The organism is Oceanimonas pelagia (assembly GCF_030849025.1).
GTDB lineage: Bacteria > Pseudomonadota > Gammaproteobacteria > Enterobacterales > Aeromonadaceae > Oceanimonas > Oceanimonas pelagia.
The window spans coordinates 3,388,995-3,410,677 of record NZ_CP118224.1 but is presented as its reverse complement, the minus strand read 5'-3'; the positions used below and the strand labels follow the sequence as shown (position 1 = coordinate 3,410,677).

Genomic DNA, 21,683 nt, shown 5'->3' with positions numbered 1-21,683 from the left:
CTTCCCTGCCGTCATTCCCGCGAAAGCGGGAGTCCAGTGCCATATTTCATGGACCCCCGCCTGCGCGGGGGTGACGTATCATCACGGAAATAACAATGCCTGTCCCGCGCTCAGTGGGTGAGGATCACATAGCGGCCGGTAAACAGGGCGGCGCGGGTGTCGCCGCTGTAAAGGGTCACGCTGAGCTCCACCTTGACCCGTTCGCCCCGGGCCAGGGGCTGCAGCTGGTCCCGCAGCCGGCCCTGCACCTCGGCGGTGGGCTCGTCCCACACCGGGGTCAGGTACTTGATGTCGCCACTGCTCTGCACGATATCGCCGCTCAGGCCGTACTCCTGCATCTGCAGCCAGATAAGGCCCCAGCCGGTGAGCACACACTGGCTGTAGATGCTGCCGGCAAACATGGACTCGTGCAGATTGAGGTTGGCGGTCAGGTTGGCCTGGGTTCTGAACTTGCTGCCGGTGTACTGAATGATCTTCACGCCCATCTTTTCGCTGATGGGAATGCGCCTGTGCCACTGGCGCTGCAGCTCGTCGCACAGCTCGGGGCGGTGGCTGATCTGGTGAATGGGAGTCAGGGCCTTGATCATCTGCCGGTGGGGTATCTTGCCAAAACTGATGGGGCCCTCGCCCACCACGGTAAAACCGCAGTGGGTATAAAAGGCCACGGCTTCTTCCCGGGCGTTCATCACCAGCCGGCGCACCCCCTGCTGGCGCGCCACCTGCTCCAGCGCCTGCACCATGCGTGAGCCCAGACCCTGATCGCGGCACTCGGGCACCACCGCCATAAAGCGGATCTGGGCCTCGTCGCCGCTCACATACAGCCGGCCCACCGCCACCAGCTTGCCGCTGTCATCCACCATCATGCGGTGATGGGCGTATTCGTCGAATTCATCCCGTTCCGAACCCTTGGGCTGCTGCCAGGGTTTACGCAACAGCTGCCAGCGCAGCTGATAGTAGGCTTCCAGTTCCGCTTCCGTTTGCGGGGTGACCACACGGTACATGGTCTGCTCCTGTTATGGTTATGCGTGACAGTGGCTGCCGCTTGCGCCGGCAGCTATGCAATGGGGGCGGGCCGGTGGGCCCGGTTTCACCTTCCGGCCTGAATAAACAACGACCTGAATGGGTAAAGGCTAAACCTGCAGCCAGAAGGTCACGGGACCGTCGTTGGTCAGCTCAACCTGCATGTCGGCGGCAAAGCGGCCCGACTCGGTAGGCACCCCCTGATCCCGCGCCGCCATCACGAAATAATCGTACCAGCGCTCGGCGTCTGCCGGTGCCGCGCCGCGGGAAAAACTCGGCCGCAGGCCGCTGTTGGTGTCGGCCGCCAGGGTAAACTGGGACACCACCAGCAGGCTGCCACCGGCCTGGCGCAGGTTGAGATTCATTTTACCATTGTCATCGGGGAACACGCGATAGCCGAGCACCCTGGCCAGCAGTTTGTCGGCCTTGCTCTTGTCGTCTTCCCGCTCCACCCCCAGCAGCAGCAGCAGGCCGGGGCCGATGGCGCCCACCCGTTCGCCGGCCACGGTCACCGAGGCCCGGGTAACACGTTGTATCAGGGCTATCATTGCGCAATCAGCTCCTTTGCCATGTGATCGGTCGCCTTGACCAGGGCGTCAATGATACCCGGTTCAAAGGCCGAATGTCCGGCTCCGGGCACAATTTGCAGACGCAGTTCCGGCCAGTGGGCGGCAAGTTCCATGGCGGCGGCGGGCTTGCAGATGGCGTCGTAACGGCCGTGCACCAGAATGGCCGGCAACGAACGTACCCGGTCAATCCGCCGAATAATATGGTTTTCCTCAAAGAAACAGTTATTTACAAAGTAATGGCATTCCAGCCGGGCCAGCGCCAGGGCGCTGTGAGCCTCGCCATAGTGGCTGTCGGCGTCGTTTCTCGGCAGCAGGGTGGAAATGCGCCCCTCCCAGATGGCCCAGGCCCGGGCGGCATTGAGCCGGGCCAGCTCGTTGTCGCTGGTGAGCAAGCGGTGATAACGGCCGAGCAGATCGTCCGTATCGCCTTCAAGGGGCGTCAGAAACTCCCGGTAGTAATCGGGAAACAGCTGGGCAGCGCCGCCGTCGGGCGCATACAGCCAGTGCAGATCCTGCTGCCGGCCGAGGAACAGGCCGCGCAACACCAGCCCCAGCACACGCTCGGGGTAAGCGATGGCATAGCACAGCCCCAGGGTCGAGCCCCAGGAGCCGCCGAATACCAGCCAGCGTTCGATGCCCAGGTGGGTGCGAATCTGCTCCATATCGGCGACCAGCGCCTGCGTACTGTTGTCCTCCAGCTCGGCATGGGGGCGCGACTGGCCGGCACCACGCTGATCAAACAGAATGATGCGATAACACTCGGGATCGAAAAAGCGCCGGTGCTCCGGGCTGATGCCGGCCCCGGGTCCGCCGTGCACCAGCACCACCGGAATGCCCAGCGGGTTGCCGCTCTCTTCCACGTAAAGGTGATGCCGTTCGGAAACGGGCAGCCAAAACTGCCGGTTGGCATTGATTGCCGGATAAAGGGGTCGCATCAGGCCGGGTCCTCATCGTGGTCATCGTGATCAAAGCTTAGTCCGTGGCTGTGCTCGTAATCCCCCAGGCTGGCGGTGATTTCGGCGCCAAACAGGGCGATCATCCAGCTCAGGTACACCCACACAAACAGAATGGGCACGGTGGCCAGGGCGCCGTAAATGGCCTGATAGGACGGAAACTGAGTGATGTAAAAGGCAAAGCCCCGTTTGGCGATTTCAAACAGCACCGCCGCCACCAGCCCCCCGACTATGGCGTGACCGAAGCGCACCCGCTTGTTGGGCACCACCATGTAGAACACCACGAACATCAGGGTGGAGAGCAGAAACGGCAGCAGGTTCAGCAGCACGGCGCCCACCCCGAAAAAGCTGTCGCCCTGAAAAATGCGCATCGAGGTCACGTAGGAAGTCACCGCCAGGCTGGCCCCGGCCAGAATGGGCCCCAGGGTAAGGATCATCCAGTAGGTGGAAAAGGCCACCGACCAGCGCCGTTTCTGGCTGACCCGCCAGATATGATTGAAGTTCTCGTCGATGGCCGAGATCAGCAGCATGGCGGTGACCGCCAGCGCCGCCACGCCGATGGCGGTGGTTTTGGAAGCATTGTCGATAAAGCCCTGAATGTTCTTCTGCACCACGTCCCCCGCCGCCGGCACAAAGTTGCTGAACACAAAGTGCTGAATGGTCTCGCGCAGCTCGGCAAACATGGGAAAGGCCGACATCATGGCAAACACCACCGCCAGCATGGGCACCAGCGACAGCAGGCTGATGTAGGTAAGGTAACCGGCGGTGATCTTGAGCCGGTCCTGGTGCATGCGCTTGAGCACAAAGCGGGTGAAATCCACGCCATGCTCACGAAGAAAACGCAGACGATGCCCGATGCGGGCGACAACCTGGGTCATGGCACATCCTGTGTTGCGGCAAGTGAAAGGTTATTGTGGCAAATTTCACGCCTCATGGGCCAGCCCGGGTGCCCGCAAACAGGACGCAAACAAAAAACCGCCCGGCCTTGCGGTCCGGGCGGTGGTGTGCCGTCGGTCAACGAATTTACTGACGCACCCCTTCCAGATGAATGTCCAGATACACGGTGGCCGAGGCCGGGCCCAGATCGTAGTCGATGCCGTAGTCGGTCAGCTTCAGCTCCAGCTCGCCCTCAAAGCCGCGGCGAAAACCGCCCCAGGGGTCCTCGCCGGCACCCACCTGCTCGATTTCGAACTCCACCGGTCTGGTCACTCCGTGCAGGGTGAGTTCCCCTTTCACCACATACTCTCCCTCGTCGTCGTCCTGGATGACGCTGGTGCTTCTGAAACTGGCTTCGGGAAACTTGCTCACATCGAGAAAGTCGTCGCTGCGCAGGTGGCGATCCCGCTCACCGTGGTTGGTGTCGATGCTGGCGGTGTTCACGGTCATCTCAACACGGTTGTTGGCGGCATTGTCTTCATCAAAGGCAAAGCTGCCGTTAAAGTCGTTGAACCGGCCGACGATCCAGCTGTAGCCCAGGTGATTGATTTTGAAGTTGATCGAGGCGTGCATGCCCTGGGTGTCGACGGTGTAGTTTTCCACCGCGGCAAAGGCCGGAGTGGTGCTGGCAGCCAGCAGGGCGGTGGCGATCAGGGTCTTTTTCATTTCAGCTCTCCTTGGTGGAAAAATCACAGCATGCGTTTCAGGGTGTGGTCCCGGTCAAGCCAGTGGTGCTTGAGCGCCGCCAGGGCGTGCAGCGCCACCAGGCCGATCAGCGACCAGGCACAAACTTCGTGCACCAGGCCGGCCACGTCTTCCTGGTTTTCAAAGGCGGTAAACAGCGCCGGAATGTCAAACCAGCCAAAAAAGGACGCGGGCCGGTTGTCGGCGGTGGCAATCAGGTAACCGCTGGCAAACAGGCCGAGCAGCAGCCCGTACAGCAGCCAGTGCATGGCGTGGGCCAGCCGCCGCTCCCAGGGCTGGTGACTGGCCAGCGGGCCGGGCTGGGCAAGCCACCAGCGGCTCAGCAGGCGAACGGCCACCAGGCCGGCCAGCAGAAATCCCACGCTCTTGTGCCAGTAGGGCAACACCTGATACAGGGGATCGTAGTAACCCAGGTTGCGCATCCACAGCCCCACACCAAACAGGCCAAACACCAGCAGGGCGGTGCTCCAGTGCAAAAGTCGCATGGTAATTGAGTATTTCTGCATGTTCCGGTGCTCCCACAACCATGAGAAAAGGCTGTTCATTCAGTGGTACATGTTCATTGGCCATCAGTCTAATGCCTTTGCCGGCAAATCAAAGCGACCTTTACTGGCTTAAAGATTCAAATAATTTGAATATGAGGCGTGAGGCGTGAGGCGTGAGGCGTGAGGCGTGAGGCGTGAGGCGTGAGGCGTGAGGCGTGAGGCGTGAGGCGTGAAATCGTAACGGGTTGGACGAAAACAAACAAAGGGGCGCCGAAGCGCCCCTTTCACCTGCGAGTGACTGCGATCAGGCGCGGCTGGCGCGCTTGCGATCGTTTTCGGTCAGCAGTTTCTTGCGAATACGAATGTGGTTGGGGGTCACTTCCACCAGCTCGTCGTCGTCGATAAACTCCAGCGCCCGCTCCAGGGTCATTTTGATCGGCGGCACCAGGGTCAGCGCCTCATCGGTGCCGGCGGCACGGATGTTGGTCAGCTGCTTGCCCTTGAGGCAGTTCACGGTCAGATCGTTGGAACGGTTGTGAATGCCGATCACCATCCCCTCATACACCTCGGTGGCGTGTTCAACGAACAGCCGGCCACGCTCCTGCAGGTTGAACAGGGCATAGGCCAGGGCCTTGCCGGTGGCATTGGCGATCAGCACGCCGTTGTTGCGCTGACCGATGTTGCCACCCTTGTGCGGACCATAGTGGTCAAAGGTGTGGTACATCAGGCCGGAGCCGGAGGTCAGGGTCATGAACTCGGTCTGGAAGCCGATCAGACCCCGCGCCGGCACGATGAAGTCGATGCGCACCCGGCCCTTGCCGTCCGGCACCATGTTGGTCATCTCGGCCTTGCGCTCGCCCAGCTTCTCCATGACCGAACCCTGGCTGCTTTCTTCCACGTCCACGGTAAGGGTTTCGAACGGTTCCATCAGCTGGCCGTCTTCTTCCTTCAGGATCACTTCCGGACGGGATACCGCCAGTTCAAAGCCTTCCCGGCGCATGTTCTCGATCAGAATGCCCAGATGCAGTTCGCCCCGGCCGGACACACGGAACTTGTCGGGATCACCGGTTTCTTCCACCCGCAGCGCCACGTTGTGCACCAGCTCCTGCTTCAGACGCTCCAGAATGTTGCGTGACGTCACGAACTTGCCATCCTGGCCGGCAAAGGGCGAGGTGTTGACCTGGAAGGTCATGGTCACGGTGGGCTCGTCCACCGACAGCGGCGGCAGGGCTTCCACGGCACCGGCGGCACACACGGTGTCGGAGATTTTCAGCTCGCCCAGGCCGGTAATGGCCACGATGTCGCCGGCGTTGCCTTCGGCCACATCATGACGCTTGAGCCCCAGGTAACCCATGACCTGACCGACCTTGCCGTTACGGGTCTTGCCGTCGGCGCCAATCACGGTGACCTGCTGGTTCACCTTGACGGTGCCGCGCTTGATGCGGCCAATGCCGATAACGCCCACATAGGAGGAGTAGTCGAGCTGGGAGATCTGCATCTGCAGCGGGCCATCCAGATCCGCATCGGGCGCCGGTACCTGATCCACTATGGTCTGGAACAGGGCGGTCATGTCCTCGGCCGGTTCATCGGCGTCGAGCGAAGCCCAGCCATTCAGGCCGGAGGCGTATACCACCTGGAAATCGAGCTGGTCATCGGTGGCGCCCAGGTTGTCGAACAGGTCAAACACCTGATCCATCACCCAGTCGGGACGGGCGCCGGGCTTGTCCACCTTGTTGATGATCACGATGGGCTTGAGCCCCTGGGCAAAGGCCTTCTGGGTCACAAAGCGGGTTTGCGGCATGGGGCCTTCCTGCGCGTCCACCAGCAGCAGCACCGAGTCCACCATGGACATCACCCGCTCCACCTCACCGCCGAAGTCGGCGTGTCCGGGGGTGTCCACGATGTTGATGCGGTATTCCTGGCCCTCGGGCGAGGTCCAGCGAATGGCGGTGTTCTTGGCCAGAATGGTGATGCCGCGCTCACGCTCGATGTCGTTGGAGTCCATGACCCGCTCTTCGGCTTCACCGCGGCTTTCCAGGGTGCCGGACTGCTGCAGCAGCTTGTCGACCAGGGTGGTCTTACCGTGGTCAACGTGCGCGATGATGGCAATGTTTCTCAAGTTATTGATTTCAGATGACATTAATTTCTTTCGCTCGCATATTTTCGAGGCGGGCGCCCGCCGGCGCGGCCGCTCTCATGAGGGGTCCGTCGCCAGGGTTGCAGCGGAACCAAATAAAAAGGGCTGGAAATTGTACACGCTTTAGCCGCTTCAACATATTAATTTATTGTGTTTCCTGCCGGCAGGGCCAACGGGGGCCGAATGCAAGCCCACGGGGCGCGGCAGACGCCCGCCGCAAATTAAAAGGATCCGGACCGATCCTTCCGTCCGGCTTGAATGATATTATGCGCTGAAGCCACGGCCGGCTGCGGACGCCGAACACCCTGCACCTTGATGGCGCGCACAACACACGGTGCACCAAAAGGATTCAGGGTTGCACCACACTGGTGCGCACACAGTGGGAGCAGTTCGCCTTCCTGCGGTTAATTCGCTTTAATAACAGCGCGTTACCAACATGGCACGGTTTTAGCTTAGTAAATGGCAACTGATGAATTTGTTCATCAGACCCTGGGATGCTTATTTTTGGAGGTCGAAATCCATGTCAATCGAAACCGTAATGGACATGATCAAGGAACACGATGTCAAATTCGTCGATCTGCGTTTTACCGATATCAAGGGTAAAGAGCAGCACATCAGCCTTCCGGTCAACCAAATCAACGATGACTTTTTTGAAGAAGGCAAGATGTTTGACGGCTCATCCATGACCGCATGGAAGACCATTCACGAGTCCGACATGGTGCTGATGCCCGATCCGTCCACCGCCGTAATGGACCCCTTTACCGAAGACGCCACCCTGAACATTCGCTGTGACGTGCTCGAGCCCGCCACCATGCAGGGTTACGACCGGGATCCGCGCTCCATCGCCCGCCGCGCCGAGGAATACCTGGTGTCCACCGGCATTGCCGACACCGTGCTGATCGGCCCCGAGCCGGAATTCTTCATGTTCGACGACGTGCGCTTCCACACCGACATGTCCGGCAGCTTCTTCAAGGTTGATGACTCCGAGGCAAAATGGAACTCCGGTCGCGACTACGCCGAAGGCAACAAGGGCCACCGTCCGGGCGTGAAGGGCGGTTACTTCCCGGTAGCTCCCATCGACTCTTCCCACGACATTCGCTCCGCCATGTGTCTGATCATGGAAGAAATGGGCCTGGTGGTTGAAGCTCACCACCACGAAGTGGCCACCGCCGGTCAGAACGAAATTGCCTGCAAATTCAACACCCTGACCAAGAAGGCCGACGAAATCCAGATCTACAAGTATGTGGTTCACAACGTCGCCCACGCCTTCAACAAGACCGCCACCTTCATGCCCAAGCCGCTGGTGGGCGACAATGGTTCCGGCATGCACGTGCACCAGTCCCTGGGCAAGAACGGTGAAAACCTGTTCGCCGGCGACCTGTACGGCGGCCTGTCCGAACTGGCGCTGTACTACATTGGCGGTATCATCAAGCACGCCCGTGCCCTGAACGCCATCACCAACCCGTCCACCAACTCCTATCGCCGTCTGGTGCCCGGTTTTGAAGCGCCGGTGATGCTGGCCTACTCCGCCCGCAACCGCTCCGCCTCCATTCGGATTCCGCTGGTTGGTTCGCCCAAGGCCCGCCGCATCGAGACCCGCTTCCCGGATCCGGCCGCCAACCCCTATCTGTGCTTTGCGGCCCTGCTGATGGCCGGCCTGGACGGCATTCAGAACAAGATCCACCCGGGCGATGCCATGGACAAGGATCTGTACGATCTGCCGGCCGAAGAAGCCGCCGAAATCCCGACCGTGGCCACCTCGCTGGACGACGCCCTGAACAACCTGGACCAGGACCGCGAGTTCCTGACCCGTGGCGGCGTGTTCTCCGACGAGTTTATCGACGCCTACATCAAGTACAAGCGCAAGGAAGCCGAGACCATCAACATGGCCGTGCATCCGCTGGAGTTTGACCTGTACTACTCCGTGTAAGCTGGTAGCGATACGCTGAACGTCAAAGGGCCCGTGCAAACGGGCCTTTTTTGTTTTTGAATAGTGAGGTGACAGAGGTGAGGAGTGAGGAGATCCAACTCCCCCCTCACTGGACTGGCCCGAGAAAAGTAGACACCTTCATTAGATGAGAAGGTGTTATGAAATACAAACCCCACCGTCGCTTTAGCGATGCATTCAAACGTGAGGCCGTCGAGGCCTCGCTCTCCACCACAGAGACACAAGCTCAGCTTGCTGGCAGACTTGGGATCCATCCTAACCAATTGAGTCGCTGGCGTAGAGAGTGGAGCATGACCAAGAAATCATCCGACAAAGCCGTTGAAAACACCGGACCAGAAAAAAGCCTGCAGGAGCTGGAGCGCGAGGTAGCTCGGCTGAAGAAGCAGCTTGAGCGGAAAGAGCTGGAGAACGAAATCCTAAAAAAGGCGCAAGAGTACTTCGCCAAGCACGGCAAGTAAGGTTTGCCTTTATCGAGGCCCACCGAAGTCAACGCTGGCGGGTCTCGATAATGTGTGAAGTACTCGACGTGTCACGAGCGGGATATTATCGCTGGCGAACACGTCAACACTCTCCGGGGGCGCGTGCCATCGAGCGACGGACGCTGAACACCTTCCTGCTCGAGCGAGCCAGGCAACTGAAGAATGTGCCGGGTTATCGCAAGCTGTGGCTGGAAGCACGGGATGCCGGGTTCTGCTGCGGCAAGAACCAGGTTCAGCGCTTGCTGAGAGACGCTGGTTATCGTTCATGCACGGCTCCTAAAGCAGGATATCAAAAGCCAACATCGTCCTTGCCTGTGTTACCGAATCTGTTGAATCGCCAGTTCTCGGTGGGTTCAGCGAACCGAGTTTGGGTATCAGATATCACCCAAATCCGGTGCAGTGAAGGCTGGCTCTACATCGCAGCAGTCCTAGACCTGGGCACACGCCGCGTGGTGGGCCGAGCCATGGGTGCCATCAATAGCGCCCAACTGGTGCTGGAGGCCCTTGAGCAGGCATGGCAACATCAGCGGCCAGATGGGAAACAGCTGTTGTTCCACTCGGACCAAGGGAGTCAGTATCGCAACGGAGAGGTGATGAGATGGCTGAATACACGGGGAATCACCATCAGCATGTCACGCCGAGGTAACTGCTGGGATAACGCCTGTTCGGAAAGCTTCTTCGCGCTACTCAAGAAGGAGTGGACTCGCCCTCTGGGCGTGCTCGGAAGAGACGAAATGGCAGATGAAGTCCGGTATTATACAGACGAGTATTACCCGAAAGTGCGGCGCCACATGGCGCTGGGAGGGATGACTCCCGATGCCTACGCAGCTGCCGCTTAACTTAAGTGTCTACTTTATCGGGGGCACTCCACACCCCTCCCCCCTCACCCCTCACCCCTCACCCCTCACCCCTCACCAACAATTACAACACCTGATGCCGGGTGGACGGAAACAGGTTGAGCAGCTTGTGCACCAGATACACGCAGCACAGGGTGACCAGAATGGCCACCGTCATCGAGCTCATGCGGTAAAGGGCGCTGAACACCAGATCGTGCTCCGGCGATACGTACTGGCCGAACAGAATGCCCACCGTGGTCAGGCCGGCAAAGCCCACCCCGGGCATGGGCTCGCGGGCATGCCAGCGGGCGAACACCATGGCGCAAATCCAGAAGGCCAGCCCCAGCAGCAGCAGGTGGTGGTAGTGATCGTACAACACCAGCTGAAACAGCAGGCCCATGGAGCAGCCCAGCAGGGTGCCGATGCAACGGGCCCGGCCCGACACCACGGCACCGGCGAAGCTCATGGGAAACAGCACCAGCACGGTGGCCACCTGGGCCGACAGCGAGTCCACCAGATCCAGGGTCTGAAACACCACAAAACTCAGGGTGGCGACAATGGCCCCCAGCAGGGTCTGGTGGCGCAGCACGTTGTCGCTTTTCTCCGGCAGCGCCCGGGCCACGGGGGCTTCACGGTTGGGCAGCAGGGCATAAAGCACCGCCGCCACCGCCACCGACAGGCAGGACGCCACCATGTTGCTGGCGGCCATGTCGGCCAGATGAAACTGGGGGTAGCTGGCAAAGTGCAGCATGATGCTGAGGCTGACGCATCCCGTGGCCCCGAACAGCATCAGCGGCCCCTTCGCCATCAGGTAAAAGCGCCACAAGAACAGCAAAAACACCGCGACCGTGTAGGCCGGCGGCCAGTGCCCGAGCAGGCCCGGCAACAGCATCACCTCCAGTGAGGTAAGCGCCGACGAGCCGATAAACTGCAACATGACAAAGCGATTGAGTACCGGCACCATGCCCAGCAGCAGCATGGGATAGACGGTAAAGAACACGCCCATCTGCCAGTCCATCACCTTGGCGGTGACCATGCCAATGGTGCTGCCAATGGCAATGCGCAGACAGCCCCTGAGTTTGTCGTCGGTAAGGGTCATGGCCACACGCCGCTCAGTAGAGATAGCGGAACTGACTGACCAGCCACAGCTGGGCCCAGCCCAGCCCGTGCAGCCAGCGGCCCGCCTCGGGAAACAGCTGTACCGTGGCCCGCGCGCCGGTGGCCAGCGCCGGCGCCGGCTCATCCAGGCTGATATGCACCCTGAGCCGCTGGGCGTCCCGCACCCAGCGATCGGTATTTTCCGGCTGCACCAGCAGGCCGTCGGGGGCCAGCTGACCCTGGCGCACGCCACTGTCGATGCTGCTGACATGGCCGTCGAAAATGCGTCCGGGCAGGGCGTCGAACACCACCCCCACCGGCGTACCGGTGGTGACGTGACGCAGGCTTTTTTCCCGCAAATCGGCGATCACCGTCAGTTCGTTGGAAATCAGTGCCAGCAACGGTTGCCCGGCCCGGGCCTGCACCCCTTCCTGCAACTGCAGGTTGCCGACCCGGCCGGCCATTTCTGCTTTTACCCGAGTGCGCTCCAGCGCCAGCCGGGCCTGTGCAAAGGCATTGTCGGCCTGCTCATAGGCCAGCCTCGCCGCCGCCAGCGCCTGCTCGGCTTGCTGTTGCCGGGCCTGCACCGCCTGCAGGGCACTATCGGCCTGCTGCGCCTGGTTGCGGGCCTGCTCGGCCTGCTGCACCGACATGTGGCCGAGCCGGTGCAGCCGCTCGAGCCGGGCGGCTTCCCGGGCCAGCTCCTCGGCCCGCAGTCGTGCCTGGTCGATTTCCGCCCGCACCGCCCGCATCGCTGCCTGCTGGCGTTCCTGGTCGGCGGCGGCCAGCTGCCGTTGCAGCCGGGTACGGGCCAGGGCCAGCCGGTAATCGGTATCGTCCAGCGCAAACAGCAGCTCGCCCGCCGCCACCGGCTGGTTATTGGTCACCGCCACCCTGGCCACCTGGCCCGCCACCCGCGGCGCCACCGACAGCACCGGCCGGTGCGCCTGGGCCTGAGGGGTCATGGGGGCATAGTTGTCGATCAGCACGAAGTACAGCAGCAGCACGCCGAAAACAGCCAGGGCGATGCGTACCCAGCGGTTGAAACTCTGCTCCGCGTTCATTGTTTGCCCTCTCGCTCGCCCAGTTGCTCACTCAGTTGCTGCAGATTGGCGCCAATATGGCGCACCATGCGCTCCAGCTCCGCCAGCTCCGCCTCGCTCAGACCAGCCAGCACCTGTTCCCGAGTATGGTCCAGCACGGCGTCCATTTCCGACAACAGCGGCCGCACCGCCGCAGTCAGGTGCACCGTCTTGCCCCGGCGGTCATTGGCACAGGGCCGGCGCTCCACCAGCCCCAGCCGCTCCAGGCCGTCCAGGGTGCGCACCAGCGACGGACCCTCCACCCCCACCCGGCGGGCCAGCCGGTGCTGTTGAATGCCGTCTTCCTGCTTGAGGTGGCTCAGGGTGATCCAGCGGCTCTGGGTCAGCCCCAGAGGCCTGAGGCGCTCGTCGTTGATCAGCCGCCACTGCCGCACCAGATTGGCCAGCGCCATGCCCAGTGTCATCATAGTTGCCCTCCCAATATATTTAGCTAGCTAATTATATTTACGCTATCAGTATTAGGCAAAAAAGCACGCCCTTGCAGGCAAGGTTTTTGCAAAGGTATTGTCCGAACCTCCATGTTTCGGCCAGACCGCAAAGAGTTGCACCATGATGTAGCAATTCGCCGGTCATGGGTTACACTGTTCGCACCACATTGGTGCAGGCGCCCACGAGAGGACTTCACACGTGAAAAGCCGGATCAACATTCAGACCATCATCGACAGTCAGCTCACGGCGGTACTGGTGGTGGACGGCAACCTGGTGGTGCACTTTGCCAACACCGCCGCCGAGCAGTTGCTGACCCTGAGCAAGCGCCGGCTGCAGGACGCCCGGCTGGACCAGGTGGTGGAAGACATCTCCCTCGACATGCGCCGCATTCAGCGCTGCATCGAGCTGGAGCAGGGCTTTACCAACAGCGAGGTGCAGGTGGTGATCGACGGCCTGCCCCGCTGGGTGGACGTAAGCGTAACCGCCTTTACCCTGGACAAGCGCACCCTGGCGCTGATGGAGCTGCGGCTTATCGACCAGCAAAAGAAGATCAGCCAGGAGCTGCAGCAACGGGCCCAGCAACAGGCGGCCCGGGAGCTGGTGCGCGGCCTGGCCCACGAGATCAAGAACCCCCTCGGCGGCCTGCGCGGCGCCGCCCAGCTGCTGGAGCGGGAGCTGGAAAAGGAAGAGCTGAAGGAATTTACCCACCTGATCATCGCCCAGGCCGACCGGCTGCGTAACCTGGTGGACCGGCTGCTCGGGCCCCAGCGCCCGGGCAAGCAGGAGGTGATTAACCTGCACTCGGTGCTGGAGCAGGTGCGCCGGCTGGTGAGCATGGACATTCCCCCCGGCATCACCCTCAGCCGCGACTACGATCCCAGCATTCCCGATCTGGCGATGGATTCGGAGCAGTTGCAGCAGGCCTTTCTCAACATGGTGCGCAACGCGGTGGAGGTGCTGGGCGATCACGGTCATATCACCATTCGCACCCGCACCGCCTTTCAGGTGATGCTGCAGGGCAAACGCTACCGGCTGGCGGCGGAGGTGCGCATTATCGACGACGGCCCGGGCATTCCCGCCGCCCTGCACGACACCCTGTTCTACCCCATGGTCACCGGCCGGGAAGGCGGCACCGGGCTGGGGCTGTCCATCGCCCAGGAGCTGATCCACCAGCACCAGGGCCGCATTGAATGCCAGAGCCGCCCGGGTCATACCGAATTTATTGTTTATCTGCCGTTACGACGATAGGAGCACTTTATGGCTGAACTGATTTGGGTCGTCGACGACGACAGCTCCATTCGCTGGGTGCTGGAGCGGGCCCTGGCCCAGGCCGGCTTTCGCTGCCGCAGCTTTGCCGACGGCGAAAGCGTGCTCCATGCCCTTGCCGAGACCCGCCCCGCCGTGGTGATCTCCGATATTCGCATGGGCGGCATGGACGGCCTCACCCTGCTGGGTGCCATTCACCAGCGAGTGCCCGAGCTGCCGGTGATCATCATGACCGCCCACTCCGATCTCGACAGCGCGGTCAGCGCCTACCAGCGCGGCGCCTTTGAATACCTGCCCAAACCCTTTGACATCGACGACGCCGTGGCCCTGGTGCAGCGGGCCGTGGCCTTCGTCAAGGAAAGCCGGCGCAAGGCCCCGGGGGAGCAACCGGAGGCGGTGCGCACGCCCGAGATCATCGGCGAGGCGCCGGCCATGCAGGAAGTGTTCCGCGCCATCGGCCGGCTGGCCCGCTCCTCCATTTCGGTGCTGATCAACGGCCAGAGCGGCACCGGCAAGGAGCTGGTGGCCCACGCCCTGCACAAACACAGCCCGCGGGCTCAGGATCCCTTTATCGCCCTCAACATGGCGGCCATCCCCAAAGACTTGATCGAGTCGGAGCTGTTCGGCCACGAAAAGGGCGCCTTCACCGGCGCCAACAACGTGCGCCGGGGCCGCTTTGAGCAGGCCGACGGCGGCACCCTGTTTCTGGACGAGATCGGCGACATGCCGCTGGACATTCAGACCCGGCTGCTCAGAGTGCTGGCCGACGGTCAGTTCTACCGGGTGGGTGGCCATCAGCCGATCAAGGTGGACGTACGCATCATCGCCGCCACCCACCAGGATCTGGAAAAGAAGGTGGCCGACGGCGACTTTCGCGAGGATCTGTTTCACCGCCTCAACGTCATTCGCATTCACATGCCGGCGCTCAGAGAGCGGCGGGAAGACATTCCCCGGCTGGCCCGCCATTTTCTGGCCCTGGCCGCCCGGGAGCTGAGTGTGGACGTCAAGACCCTGCACGCCGACACCCAGGCGCTGCTGCAGTCCCTGCCCTGGCCCGGCAACGTGCGTCAGCTGGAAAACGTGTGTCGCTGGCTTACCGTGATGGCCTCGGGCCAGGAAGTGCTGGTGTCCGATCTGCCCCCCGAGCTGCTGAAGCGGGAAGCCGAGCCGGCGCCGGCCGCCGCCGGCCAGCCCGCCGACTGGCGCCAGGCGCTGAAAAGCTGGGCCAGCAACGAGCTGGCCCGGGGCCGCAAGGATCTGCTGGCCGAGGCCCTGCCCGAGTTCGAGCGCATTCTGCTCGACTGCGCCCTGACCCAGAGCCAGGGCCACAAGCAGGAGGCCGCCCGGCTGCTGGGCTGGGGCCGCAACACCCTGACCCGCAAGCTGAAGGAGTTGCAACCGGAAACATCGGCCACAAAGGAGTAAGCTTGACGGTGCCATTCTCACACGGGAGTTTTCATGATCGACACCAGCCTGCCCCTGCTCGACCTGCACCGTCATCTGGACGGCAATATTCGCCCGGCCACCATACTGGAGCTGGGCCGGGCCTTTAACCTGGCCCTGCCCGCCGATACCCTGAGCGGGCTGCTGCCCCATGTGCAGGTACAGGGCAACACCCCCGATCTGCTCTCCTTTCTCGCCAGGCTCGACTGGGGCGTCAAGGTGCTGGGCAGTTACGACGCCTGCCGCCGGGTGGCCTATGAAAACGTGGAAGATCTGCAACATGCCGGCATCGACTACGCCGAGCTGCGCTTCAGTCCCGGTTACATGGCCATGAGCCATGAGCTTGAACCCGAAGGGGTGGTGGAAGCGGTGATCGACGGCGTGACCGCCGGCAGCCGGGATTTCGGCGTGCCGGTGAAGCTTATCGGCATCATGAGCCGCACCTTTGGCGAGGCCGCCTGCGAGCGGGAGCTGACGGCCTGCCTGGCCCATGCCGGCAGGCTGGTGGCCATGGATCTGGCCGGCGACGAGGCCGGCTTTCCCGGCGAGCGCTTTAACGAGCATTTCAGACGAGTGCGTGACGCCGGCCTGCAGGTCACCGTGCACGCCGGCGAGGCCGCCGGCAGCGCCAGCGTGTGGCAGGCGGTGCGGGAGCTGGGCGCCAGCCGCATCGGCCACGGCGTGCGCGCGGTGGAAGACGAACGCCTGCTCGACTACCTGGCCGAGCACCGAATCGGCATTGAGACCTGCCTGACCTCCAATCTGCAGACCAGCACGGTAACCGATCTCGCCCATCACCCCGTTCACCGCTTTCTGGAAAAGGGCATTCGGGTCTGCCTCAATACCGACGATCCGGCGGTGGAAGGCATCGAACTGCGCCACGAATACACCAGCGCGGCCCGGGCCGCCGGCCTCACCCCGCAGCAGTCACACCAGTGTCAGGAAAACGCCCTCAATATGGCGTTTATCAGCCCGGTGGAACGGGCCGCGCTGCTGCTGGCCTGCGCCGAGCGGGAATGACCGGCCCGGGGAATGGGGAGTGGCAAGAAACTCCCCCCCATTCCCTGCACCCCATGCCCTGCCCCCCAATCCCTGCCGTTAATCAAATGACCCGTGAGAACTGCTGGCGGCGGGCCTGTTTGCGGGAGTGCACGTCAAAGCACATGCAGATATTGCGGATCAGCAGCCGCCCCTTTAGCGTCACGCTGATGCGATCCGCTTCCCGGACCACCAGGCCGTCGTCCACAAAGGTCTGCAGCAGCCCGAAGTCTTCGGCGAAGTAGTCGTTGAACACGATGCCGTATTGTTGCTCGAGGGGCGCGAAGTCGAGTTCGAAGTTGCAAATCAGGGTCTTGATCAGATCCCGGCGCAGGCAGTCGTCCTCGTTCAGGGCATAGCCCACGCTCTGGGCATGGCCCAGTTCGTCGAGCCGGGCGTAATACTGTTTCAGATCCTTGAGGTTCTGGGAGTAGGCGTCGCCGATCATGCTGATGGACGACACCCCCAGCCCCAGCAGATCGCAGTCCCCCTGGGTGGTGTAACCCTGAAAGTTGCGGTGCAGCTCGCCGTGGCGCTGGGCCACCGCCAGGCTGTCGTCGGGCAGGGCGAAATGATCCATGCCGATAAACTGGTAGCCCTGGCCGGTGAGGTAGCGAATGCTGTCCTGCAGCATGGTCAGTTTCACCGCCGGCGCCGGCATGTCCTCGTCCTTCAGCTTGCGCTGGGCGGAAAACCGGCTGGGCAGGTGGGCATAATTGAATACCGACAGCCGCGCCGGCTTCATCGCCACCACCTGTTCCAGGGTGTGGTGAAAGCTCTCCGGGGTCTGCAGCGGCAGACCGTAGATCAAATCCAGATTGGTGGAGACAAAACCCAGCTCGGCGGCCCGGGCCACCAGGGCACGAATAAAGTCGTTGTCCTGTTCCCGGTTAACCACCTTCTGCACATCCTTGTTGAAGTCCTGCACCCCCAGGCTGATGCGGTTGAAGCCTTCCGCTTTCAGCACATCGAGCAGCTCCAGCTCGATGCGGCGCGGATCGATTTCAATGCTGAATTCGCCCGCCTCGGCAAACTGAAAGTGCCGGCGCAGCAGGCCGTTCAGCCGCCGGATTTGTGGCGCGGTGAGAAAGGTGGGGGTGCCACCGCCCCAGTGCAGCTGGGTGACGGTGCGCCCGGCAAAACGCGGCGCCATGGCCTGAATTTCCCGCTCAAGATAGTCGAGGTAAATGTCGGCCTTGTTCTGGTGACGGGTGATCACCTTGTTGCAGCCGCAGTAGTAGCAGAGCTTGTGGCAGAACGGAATGTGCACATAGAGCGACAGCGGACGCTCGGGGTAGCGGGCGGTGGCGGCCTCGAATTCGGCGATGCCAAAATCGCCGGTAAACTCGAGGGCGGTAGGGTAAGAGGTATACCGCGGCCCCGAGTAATTGTATTTTTCGATGAGGGTCTGATCCCACTCGATTGCTGACATTGTCTCCTCCCCGGTCAGCGACCGGGCAGTTCCAGACTGGCCAGGCGCTCGACCTCAATTTTAATGGTGGCTTCCAGCTCGCCTTCGTGGCCGGCCCGTTCCAGGTCCAGCCGCATGAGCTCGTTGCGCTTCAGCTGCTTGCGGGCGTCGTGGGTCGGCATTTCCTTCACTCTGTCATAGAGGTCGTAGAGGCCGGGATACTCGGCGGCAAAGTCCCTGGGCTGGTCGAACTGCAGCGCATTCAGCAGGTTGGTCAGGCGGATGGCGCCTTCCGACAGGTTGCACTGATCTTCGCGTACCGCCTGAGCAATGACCCGCACGCTTTCCAGAATGCGGTGGTTGCGCTTGGCAATGGCCTTTTTCCGGTATTGTGTCTGCTGGCGCAGTTTCGCCAGCAGCATGCCCGCATACACGGCCAGACCCGCAATGATGACGCCGCCCGCCAGGGCGGCCATCAGCCAGGGTGAGATCATGACTTGTCTTCCTCGTCCCGGTATTGAGCAGGATCAAGCTCGGCGTCCATAAAACGGTCCCAGAGGTCGTCGCCGGGCTCGGCGTCGTCGTCTTCATCCAGCAGACCAAGCTGCTCCAGCAGTTGCTGGTGACGGGCCAGAGTGCGGTCGAGCCAGACCTTGTCGTCCTTGCTCAGCTTGTCACCCGCCTCCACCCGGTCCAGCAGGGTGTTGAGACGCTCATCGTTCTCAAGCGCTTCAAGCTCCTGCTCGGGGGTGAGCTCTTTTTTGGCCACGGGCTTGACCCTGGGCATGGCTGCCGCGTCGCGGGCGGCGTCTTCCTGCACCAGGGCCACGGGCTTGCGTGAGCCCAGACGCGGATCCTTGGGGGCCTTCCGGGCATGATCGCCCTGCTTGCCGCCTTCCACATTGTGGCGCGAGCCCGGGGTCAGGCCCTTGCGTCTGGCCTTGCGCTTGCGCTCCCTGCCCTGTTCGGCGGTTTCCCGGCTTTCCTTGCGGGCACCGATGCGACCCGGGGTACGGGCCTTCTTGATACGTGTCATAACGACTCCGGTTTGTGCAGAAGAATGACATCGGCACCGATAAATTCGATGCCGAGCCCGTCCCGTTCTGCCAGCCACACAAAAGTATCGCGGCTGAAAAAGCAGACATGGGTGGGATCCTGTTTATAGTGCCAGGAGGCAAAGGCCGCCTGGTCCCGGGCCAGCTTGGTCATCAGTCCCAGCCAGCCGCCGGGCCGGAGCATGGCCAGCAAACGCCGCCATTCCCGCCCCGGTGAGTAAAAGTGCTCAATCGCCTCGGTACAGGTTACAAAATCGTATTGCCGCTGCAACCGTTCGGGATAATGCGCATAGTAAGGGTCATAGGTGGTGACCGAAAAACCGGCCTCGTTGAACATGGCGGCCAGCGCCGGGCCGGGCCCGCAACCAAAGTCCAGCCCCACACTGCCCGGCGCCAGCCGCGCCATCAGCGGCGCCGCCAGCCGGCTTAAAAAGCGGCGGTAGCCCGCATCCTCGGGATCGTTGTCATGTAAGTCGTACTCGGCCTTTTCCGCCTCGGCGGCCAGCCGCTGAGCGGGCTCCACAAAGATCAGCCCGCATCGGGCGCAACGATGATAACGGCGGCGATCCTGGTGAAACAGGGCATGGTCGGAAAAGTCGCAGAGCGGACAACAAAAGGCGGGCGGGAAAGAAGACATCAACAAACCGGGTCAAGGCGGGGGGCGGACGCCCCCCTTGAGCGATCAGTGCAGGCCGGCCACATACTGGGACAGCACGGCAATGTCGTCGTCGGTCAGCTTGGCGGCAATGTCGCGCATCATGCGGTTGGGGTCGTTTTCCCGCTCACCACTGCGGAACAGCTCCAGCTGGGCCTTGATGTAGGCCGGGTGCTGGCCGCTCAGGCTGGGGAACCTGGCGGACTCCAGGCCTTCGCCACGGGGACCGTGACAGGCGATGCAGGCGGTCACGCCGCGCTCGATGTCACCCCCCTGATACAGGGCGGCGCCGCGCTCGATCACCTCTTCGGCTACCGGCACCGGGGTAATGGCCTGGCTGGCATAGTAGGCGCCCAGATCGGCCATGTCCTGCTCGGACAGGGGCATGGCCATGCCGCCCATGATGGCGTTGGCGCGGCCTGCGCCACCGGTGGCGGCGGCCTTGAAATCGGCCAGCTGCTTGGCAATATAGGAAGCGTGCTGACCGGCCAGTTTGGGGTACATGTCGGTCGGGCTGTTGCCGTCGTTGCCATGACAGGCGGCACAAGCGGCGGATTTGGCCTTACCGGCTTCAACATCGCCCTGGGCCTGTGCGGTACCGGCCACTCCGAGCATTAAGGCTAGCGTGAAAACAATTTTTTTCATGACGTTCCGACTTCTCGTTGTTAGAGCTTCCAGATCACATACCTGCAAGGGCATGTTACAATGCGATTTAAAAAACCGCACTATTCTACACAATTTTGCCGGAAAGTAATCAGGGCGGCTTCATAACCTCGGGGAATTCACATTGAACAACAACAAGATAAACTTTAACGCCGCCCGCTTCATTACCAGCGCGCCCAACATACGGCAGATGCCCGCCGACACCGGCGTGGAAATCGCCTTTGCCGGCCGCTCCAACGCCGGCAAATCGTCGGCGCTGAACACGATCACCCAGCACAAATCCCTGGCCCGCACCAGTAAAACCCCGGGGCGGACTCAGCTGATTAACGTGTTTGAACTGAGCGAAGGCAAGCGCCTGATCGATCTGCCCGGCTACGGCTACGCCAGGGTGCCGGAAGAAATGAAGCTCAAGTGGCAGGAAGCGCTGTCGGAATACCTGCAGCAGCGCGACAGCCTCAAGGGGCTGGTGGTGCTGATGGACATTCGCCACCCGCTGAAAGACATTGACCAGCAGCTGCTGCAATGGGCCAGCGACTGTGAGCTGCCGGTACTGGCGCTGCTCACCAAGTGCGACAAGCTGAAATCCGGCGCCCGCAAGGCCGAGGTACTGCGCGTGCGCGAAGCGGTGGCCATGTTTGGCGGCAACATTCGGGTCGAGGCGTTCAGCTCGCTCAAGGGGCTGGGCGTGGATCAGGCCAAGGACGTGCTGAGCGAATGGCTGCTGCAGGACGACGTGACCGCCGGCACCGATGAGCCCGCCTGATGCGCCTGGACCGTTTTCTGTGTGAAACCACCGGGCTGACCCGGTCGCTGGCCAAAAAGGCGCTGGCCCGGGGCGAAGTCACGGTGAACGGCGAGCGGGTCAAAAAGGGCGATATCAAAATCGGTGAACAGCAGGTCCATCTCGATGGCCGTCTGCTGAGTCTGCAGGCCCCGCGCTACCTGATGCTGCACAAGCCGCCAGGCTACATCAGCGCCACGCAGGACGAGGTGCACCCCTGCGTGCTGCAACTGCTGCCGCCCGCGCTGGCTTCGGGCCTGCAGTGCGCCGGCCGGCTCGACGTGGACACCACCGGCCTGCTGCTGCTCACCGACGACGGCCAGTGGTCGCACCGGCTGCGCTCACCCCGGCGGGCCTGCCCCAAGACCTACCGGGTGGATCTGGCCGAGCCCCTCGCGGCCGGCACCGCCGAGCGTTTTGCCGAAGGCCTGCTGCTGAACGGCGAAGACAGGGCCACCCTGCCCGCCACCCTGGAAGTGCTCAGCCCCACTCACGTGCTGCTGACCATTCAGGAAGGCAAGTACCACCAGGTCAAGCGCATGTTCGCCGCCGTGGGCAACCGGGTCACCGCCCTGCACCGGCTGCGCATCGGCGATATCGTGCTCGACAATGCCCTGGCCGAAGGGGAATGGCGCCCCCTTACCCCCGAGGAAGTGGCGTCCATTACTTGAGG

At 62.2% G+C, this 21,683-nt stretch carries 22 protein-coding genes; 7 read left to right on the top strand and 15 right to left on the bottom strand.

All coding sequences use genetic code 11. The features are described 5' to 3' along the window. Positions 1-110: 110 nt before the first annotated feature. The 7 genes from PU634_RS16310 to typA form a co-directional block, all read right to left on the bottom strand. Positions 111-1,001 (bottom strand): bifunctional GNAT family N-acetyltransferase/hotdog fold thioesterase, encoded by an 891-nt coding sequence (locus PU634_RS16310; protein ID WP_306761893.1) that lies wholly within the window; start codon positions 999-1,001, stop codon positions 111-113. Positions 1,002-1,130: 129 nt separating this feature from the next. After that, the gene (gene dtd, locus PU634_RS16305) at positions 1,131-1,568 is read right to left on the bottom strand and encodes a D-aminoacyl-tRNA deacylase (RefSeq protein WP_306761891.1); all 438 of its coding nucleotides are present in this window, start codon (positions 1,566-1,568) and stop codon (positions 1,131-1,133) included. Then, on the bottom strand, positions 1,565-2,524 hold the full coding sequence (gene pip / locus PU634_RS16300) for a prolyl aminopeptidase (protein ID WP_306761890.1): 960 nt from the start codon (positions 2,522-2,524) through the stop codon (positions 1,565-1,567). The genes dtd and pip overlap by 4 nt, the downstream gene beginning before the upstream one ends. Beyond that, on the bottom strand, positions 2,524-3,420 hold the full coding sequence (locus tag PU634_RS16295) for a virulence factor BrkB family protein (protein ID WP_306761889.1): 897 nt from the start codon (positions 3,418-3,420) through the stop codon (positions 2,524-2,526). The genes pip and PU634_RS16295 overlap by 1 nt, the downstream gene beginning before the upstream one ends. 145 nt (positions 3,421-3,565) lie before the next feature. Beyond that, positions 3,566-4,144, bottom strand: a complete 579-nt coding sequence (locus PU634_RS16290; protein ID WP_306761888.1) for a YceI family protein — start codon at positions 4,142-4,144, stop codon at positions 3,566-3,568. A 23-nt stretch (positions 4,145-4,167) separates the two neighbouring features. Continuing rightward, on the bottom strand, positions 4,168-4,689 hold the full coding sequence (locus PU634_RS16285) for a cytochrome b (RefSeq protein ID WP_306761887.1): 522 nt from the start codon (positions 4,687-4,689) through the stop codon (positions 4,168-4,170). 283 nt (positions 4,690-4,972) lie between these two features. Beyond that, positions 4,973-6,808, bottom strand: coding sequence for a translational GTPase TypA (gene typA / locus PU634_RS16280; protein WP_306761886.1), 1,836 nt, complete (start codon positions 6,806-6,808; stop codon positions 4,973-4,975). A gap of 517 nt (positions 6,809-7,325) precedes the next feature. On the opposite strand from typA, the gene glnA reads away from it, so the two are divergent. Continuing rightward, positions 7,326-8,735: a glutamate--ammonia ligase gene (glnA, locus tag PU634_RS16275; protein WP_371319610.1), complete on the top strand. Its 1,410-nt coding sequence runs from the start codon at positions 7,326-7,328 to the stop codon at positions 8,733-8,735. Positions 8,736-8,893: 158 nt separating this feature from the next. After that, a protein-coding gene (locus tag PU634_RS16270) for an IS3 family transposase (protein ID WP_306760800.1) occupies positions 8,894-10,071 on the top strand; the annotation gives its coding sequence in 2 pieces (ribosomal slippage) (positions 8,894-9,185 and positions 9,185-10,071; 1,179 coding nt in all). Between the two features lie 82 nt (positions 10,072-10,153). Here the strand turns inward: PU634_RS16270 and PU634_RS16265 are convergent. The 3 genes from PU634_RS16265 to slyA are packed head-to-tail and all read right to left on the bottom strand — an operon-like array spanning position 10,154 to position 12,676. Further along, entirely contained in the window at positions 10,154-11,167 is a 1,014-nt protein-coding gene (locus PU634_RS16265; RefSeq protein ID WP_306761885.1) for a DUF2955 domain-containing protein, read from the bottom strand. 13 nt (positions 11,168-11,180) lie between these two features. After that, on the bottom strand, positions 11,181-12,230 hold the full coding sequence (locus tag PU634_RS16260) for an HlyD family secretion protein (RefSeq protein WP_306761884.1): 1,050 nt from the start codon (positions 12,228-12,230) through the stop codon (positions 11,181-11,183). Continuing rightward, positions 12,227-12,676 carry a transcriptional regulator SlyA gene (gene slyA / locus PU634_RS16255; RefSeq protein ID WP_306761883.1) on the bottom strand — a complete coding sequence of 150 codons (450 nt, stop codon included), beginning with the start codon at positions 12,674-12,676 and terminating at the stop codon, positions 12,227-12,229. The genes PU634_RS16260 and slyA overlap by 4 nt, the downstream gene beginning before the upstream one ends. Before the next feature lie 220 nt (positions 12,677-12,896). Between slyA and glnL the strand changes: the two genes are divergently transcribed. The 3 genes from glnL to add are packed head-to-tail and all read left to right on the top strand — an operon-like array spanning position 12,897 to position 16,427. Continuing rightward, a complete protein-coding gene (glnL, locus tag PU634_RS16250; protein WP_306761882.1) occupies positions 12,897-13,946 on the top strand; it encodes a nitrogen regulation protein NR(II) in 1,050 nt (349 codons plus the stop codon). Between the two features lie 9 nt (positions 13,947-13,955). After that, positions 13,956-15,389: a nitrogen regulation protein NR(I) gene (gene glnG, locus PU634_RS16245; protein ID WP_306761881.1), complete on the top strand. Its 1,434-nt coding sequence runs from the start codon at positions 13,956-13,958 to the stop codon at positions 15,387-15,389. A 33-nt stretch (positions 15,390-15,422) separates the two neighbouring features. Next, complete coding sequence (gene add / locus PU634_RS16240) at positions 15,423-16,427, top strand: adenosine deaminase (RefSeq protein WP_306761880.1); 1,005 nt, start codon at positions 15,423-15,425, stop codon at positions 16,425-16,427. A gap of 82 nt (positions 16,428-16,509) precedes the next feature. On the opposite strand, the gene hemN is transcribed toward add, so the two are convergent. From hemN to PU634_RS16215, 5 genes are read right to left on the bottom strand one after another with little or no spacing between them, the layout of a single operon-like run. Further along, positions 16,510-17,877, bottom strand: a complete 1,368-nt coding sequence (hemN, locus tag PU634_RS16235; protein WP_306761879.1) for an oxygen-independent coproporphyrinogen III oxidase — start codon at positions 17,875-17,877, stop codon at positions 16,510-16,512. A gap of 14 nt (positions 17,878-17,891) precedes the next feature. Beyond that, the gene (locus PU634_RS16230) at positions 17,892-18,335 is read right to left on the bottom strand and encodes a DUF2489 domain-containing protein (protein ID WP_306763710.1); all 444 of its coding nucleotides are present in this window, start codon (positions 18,333-18,335) and stop codon (positions 17,892-17,894) included. Between the two features lie 11 nt (positions 18,336-18,346). Continuing rightward, positions 18,347-18,892: a Der GTPase-activating protein YihI gene (gene yihI / locus PU634_RS16225; RefSeq protein ID WP_306761878.1), complete on the bottom strand. Its 546-nt coding sequence runs from the start codon at positions 18,890-18,892 to the stop codon at positions 18,347-18,349. Next, a complete protein-coding gene (locus PU634_RS16220; RefSeq protein ID WP_306761877.1) occupies positions 18,889-19,548 on the bottom strand; it encodes a class I SAM-dependent methyltransferase in 660 nt (219 codons plus the stop codon). Before PU634_RS16220 ends, yihI begins: the two co-directional genes overlap by 4 nt. Before the next feature lie 45 nt (positions 19,549-19,593). Beyond that, positions 19,594-20,211 carry a c-type cytochrome gene (locus tag PU634_RS16215; RefSeq protein ID WP_306761876.1) on the bottom strand — a complete coding sequence of 206 codons (618 nt, stop codon included), beginning with the start codon at positions 20,209-20,211 and terminating at the stop codon, positions 19,594-19,596. A gap of 142 nt (positions 20,212-20,353) precedes the next feature. Between PU634_RS16215 and yihA the strand changes: the two genes are divergently transcribed. After that, positions 20,354-20,992, top strand: a complete 639-nt coding sequence (gene yihA / locus PU634_RS16210; RefSeq protein ID WP_306761875.1) for a ribosome biogenesis GTP-binding protein YihA/YsxC — start codon at positions 20,354-20,356, stop codon at positions 20,990-20,992. After that, positions 20,992-21,681, top strand: a complete 690-nt coding sequence (rsuA, locus tag PU634_RS16205) for a 16S rRNA pseudouridine(516) synthase RsuA (RefSeq protein ID WP_306761874.1) — start codon at positions 20,992-20,994, stop codon at positions 21,679-21,681. Before yihA ends, rsuA begins: the two co-directional genes overlap by 1 nt. The last annotated feature ends 2 nt before the right edge of the window (positions 21,682-21,683 follow it).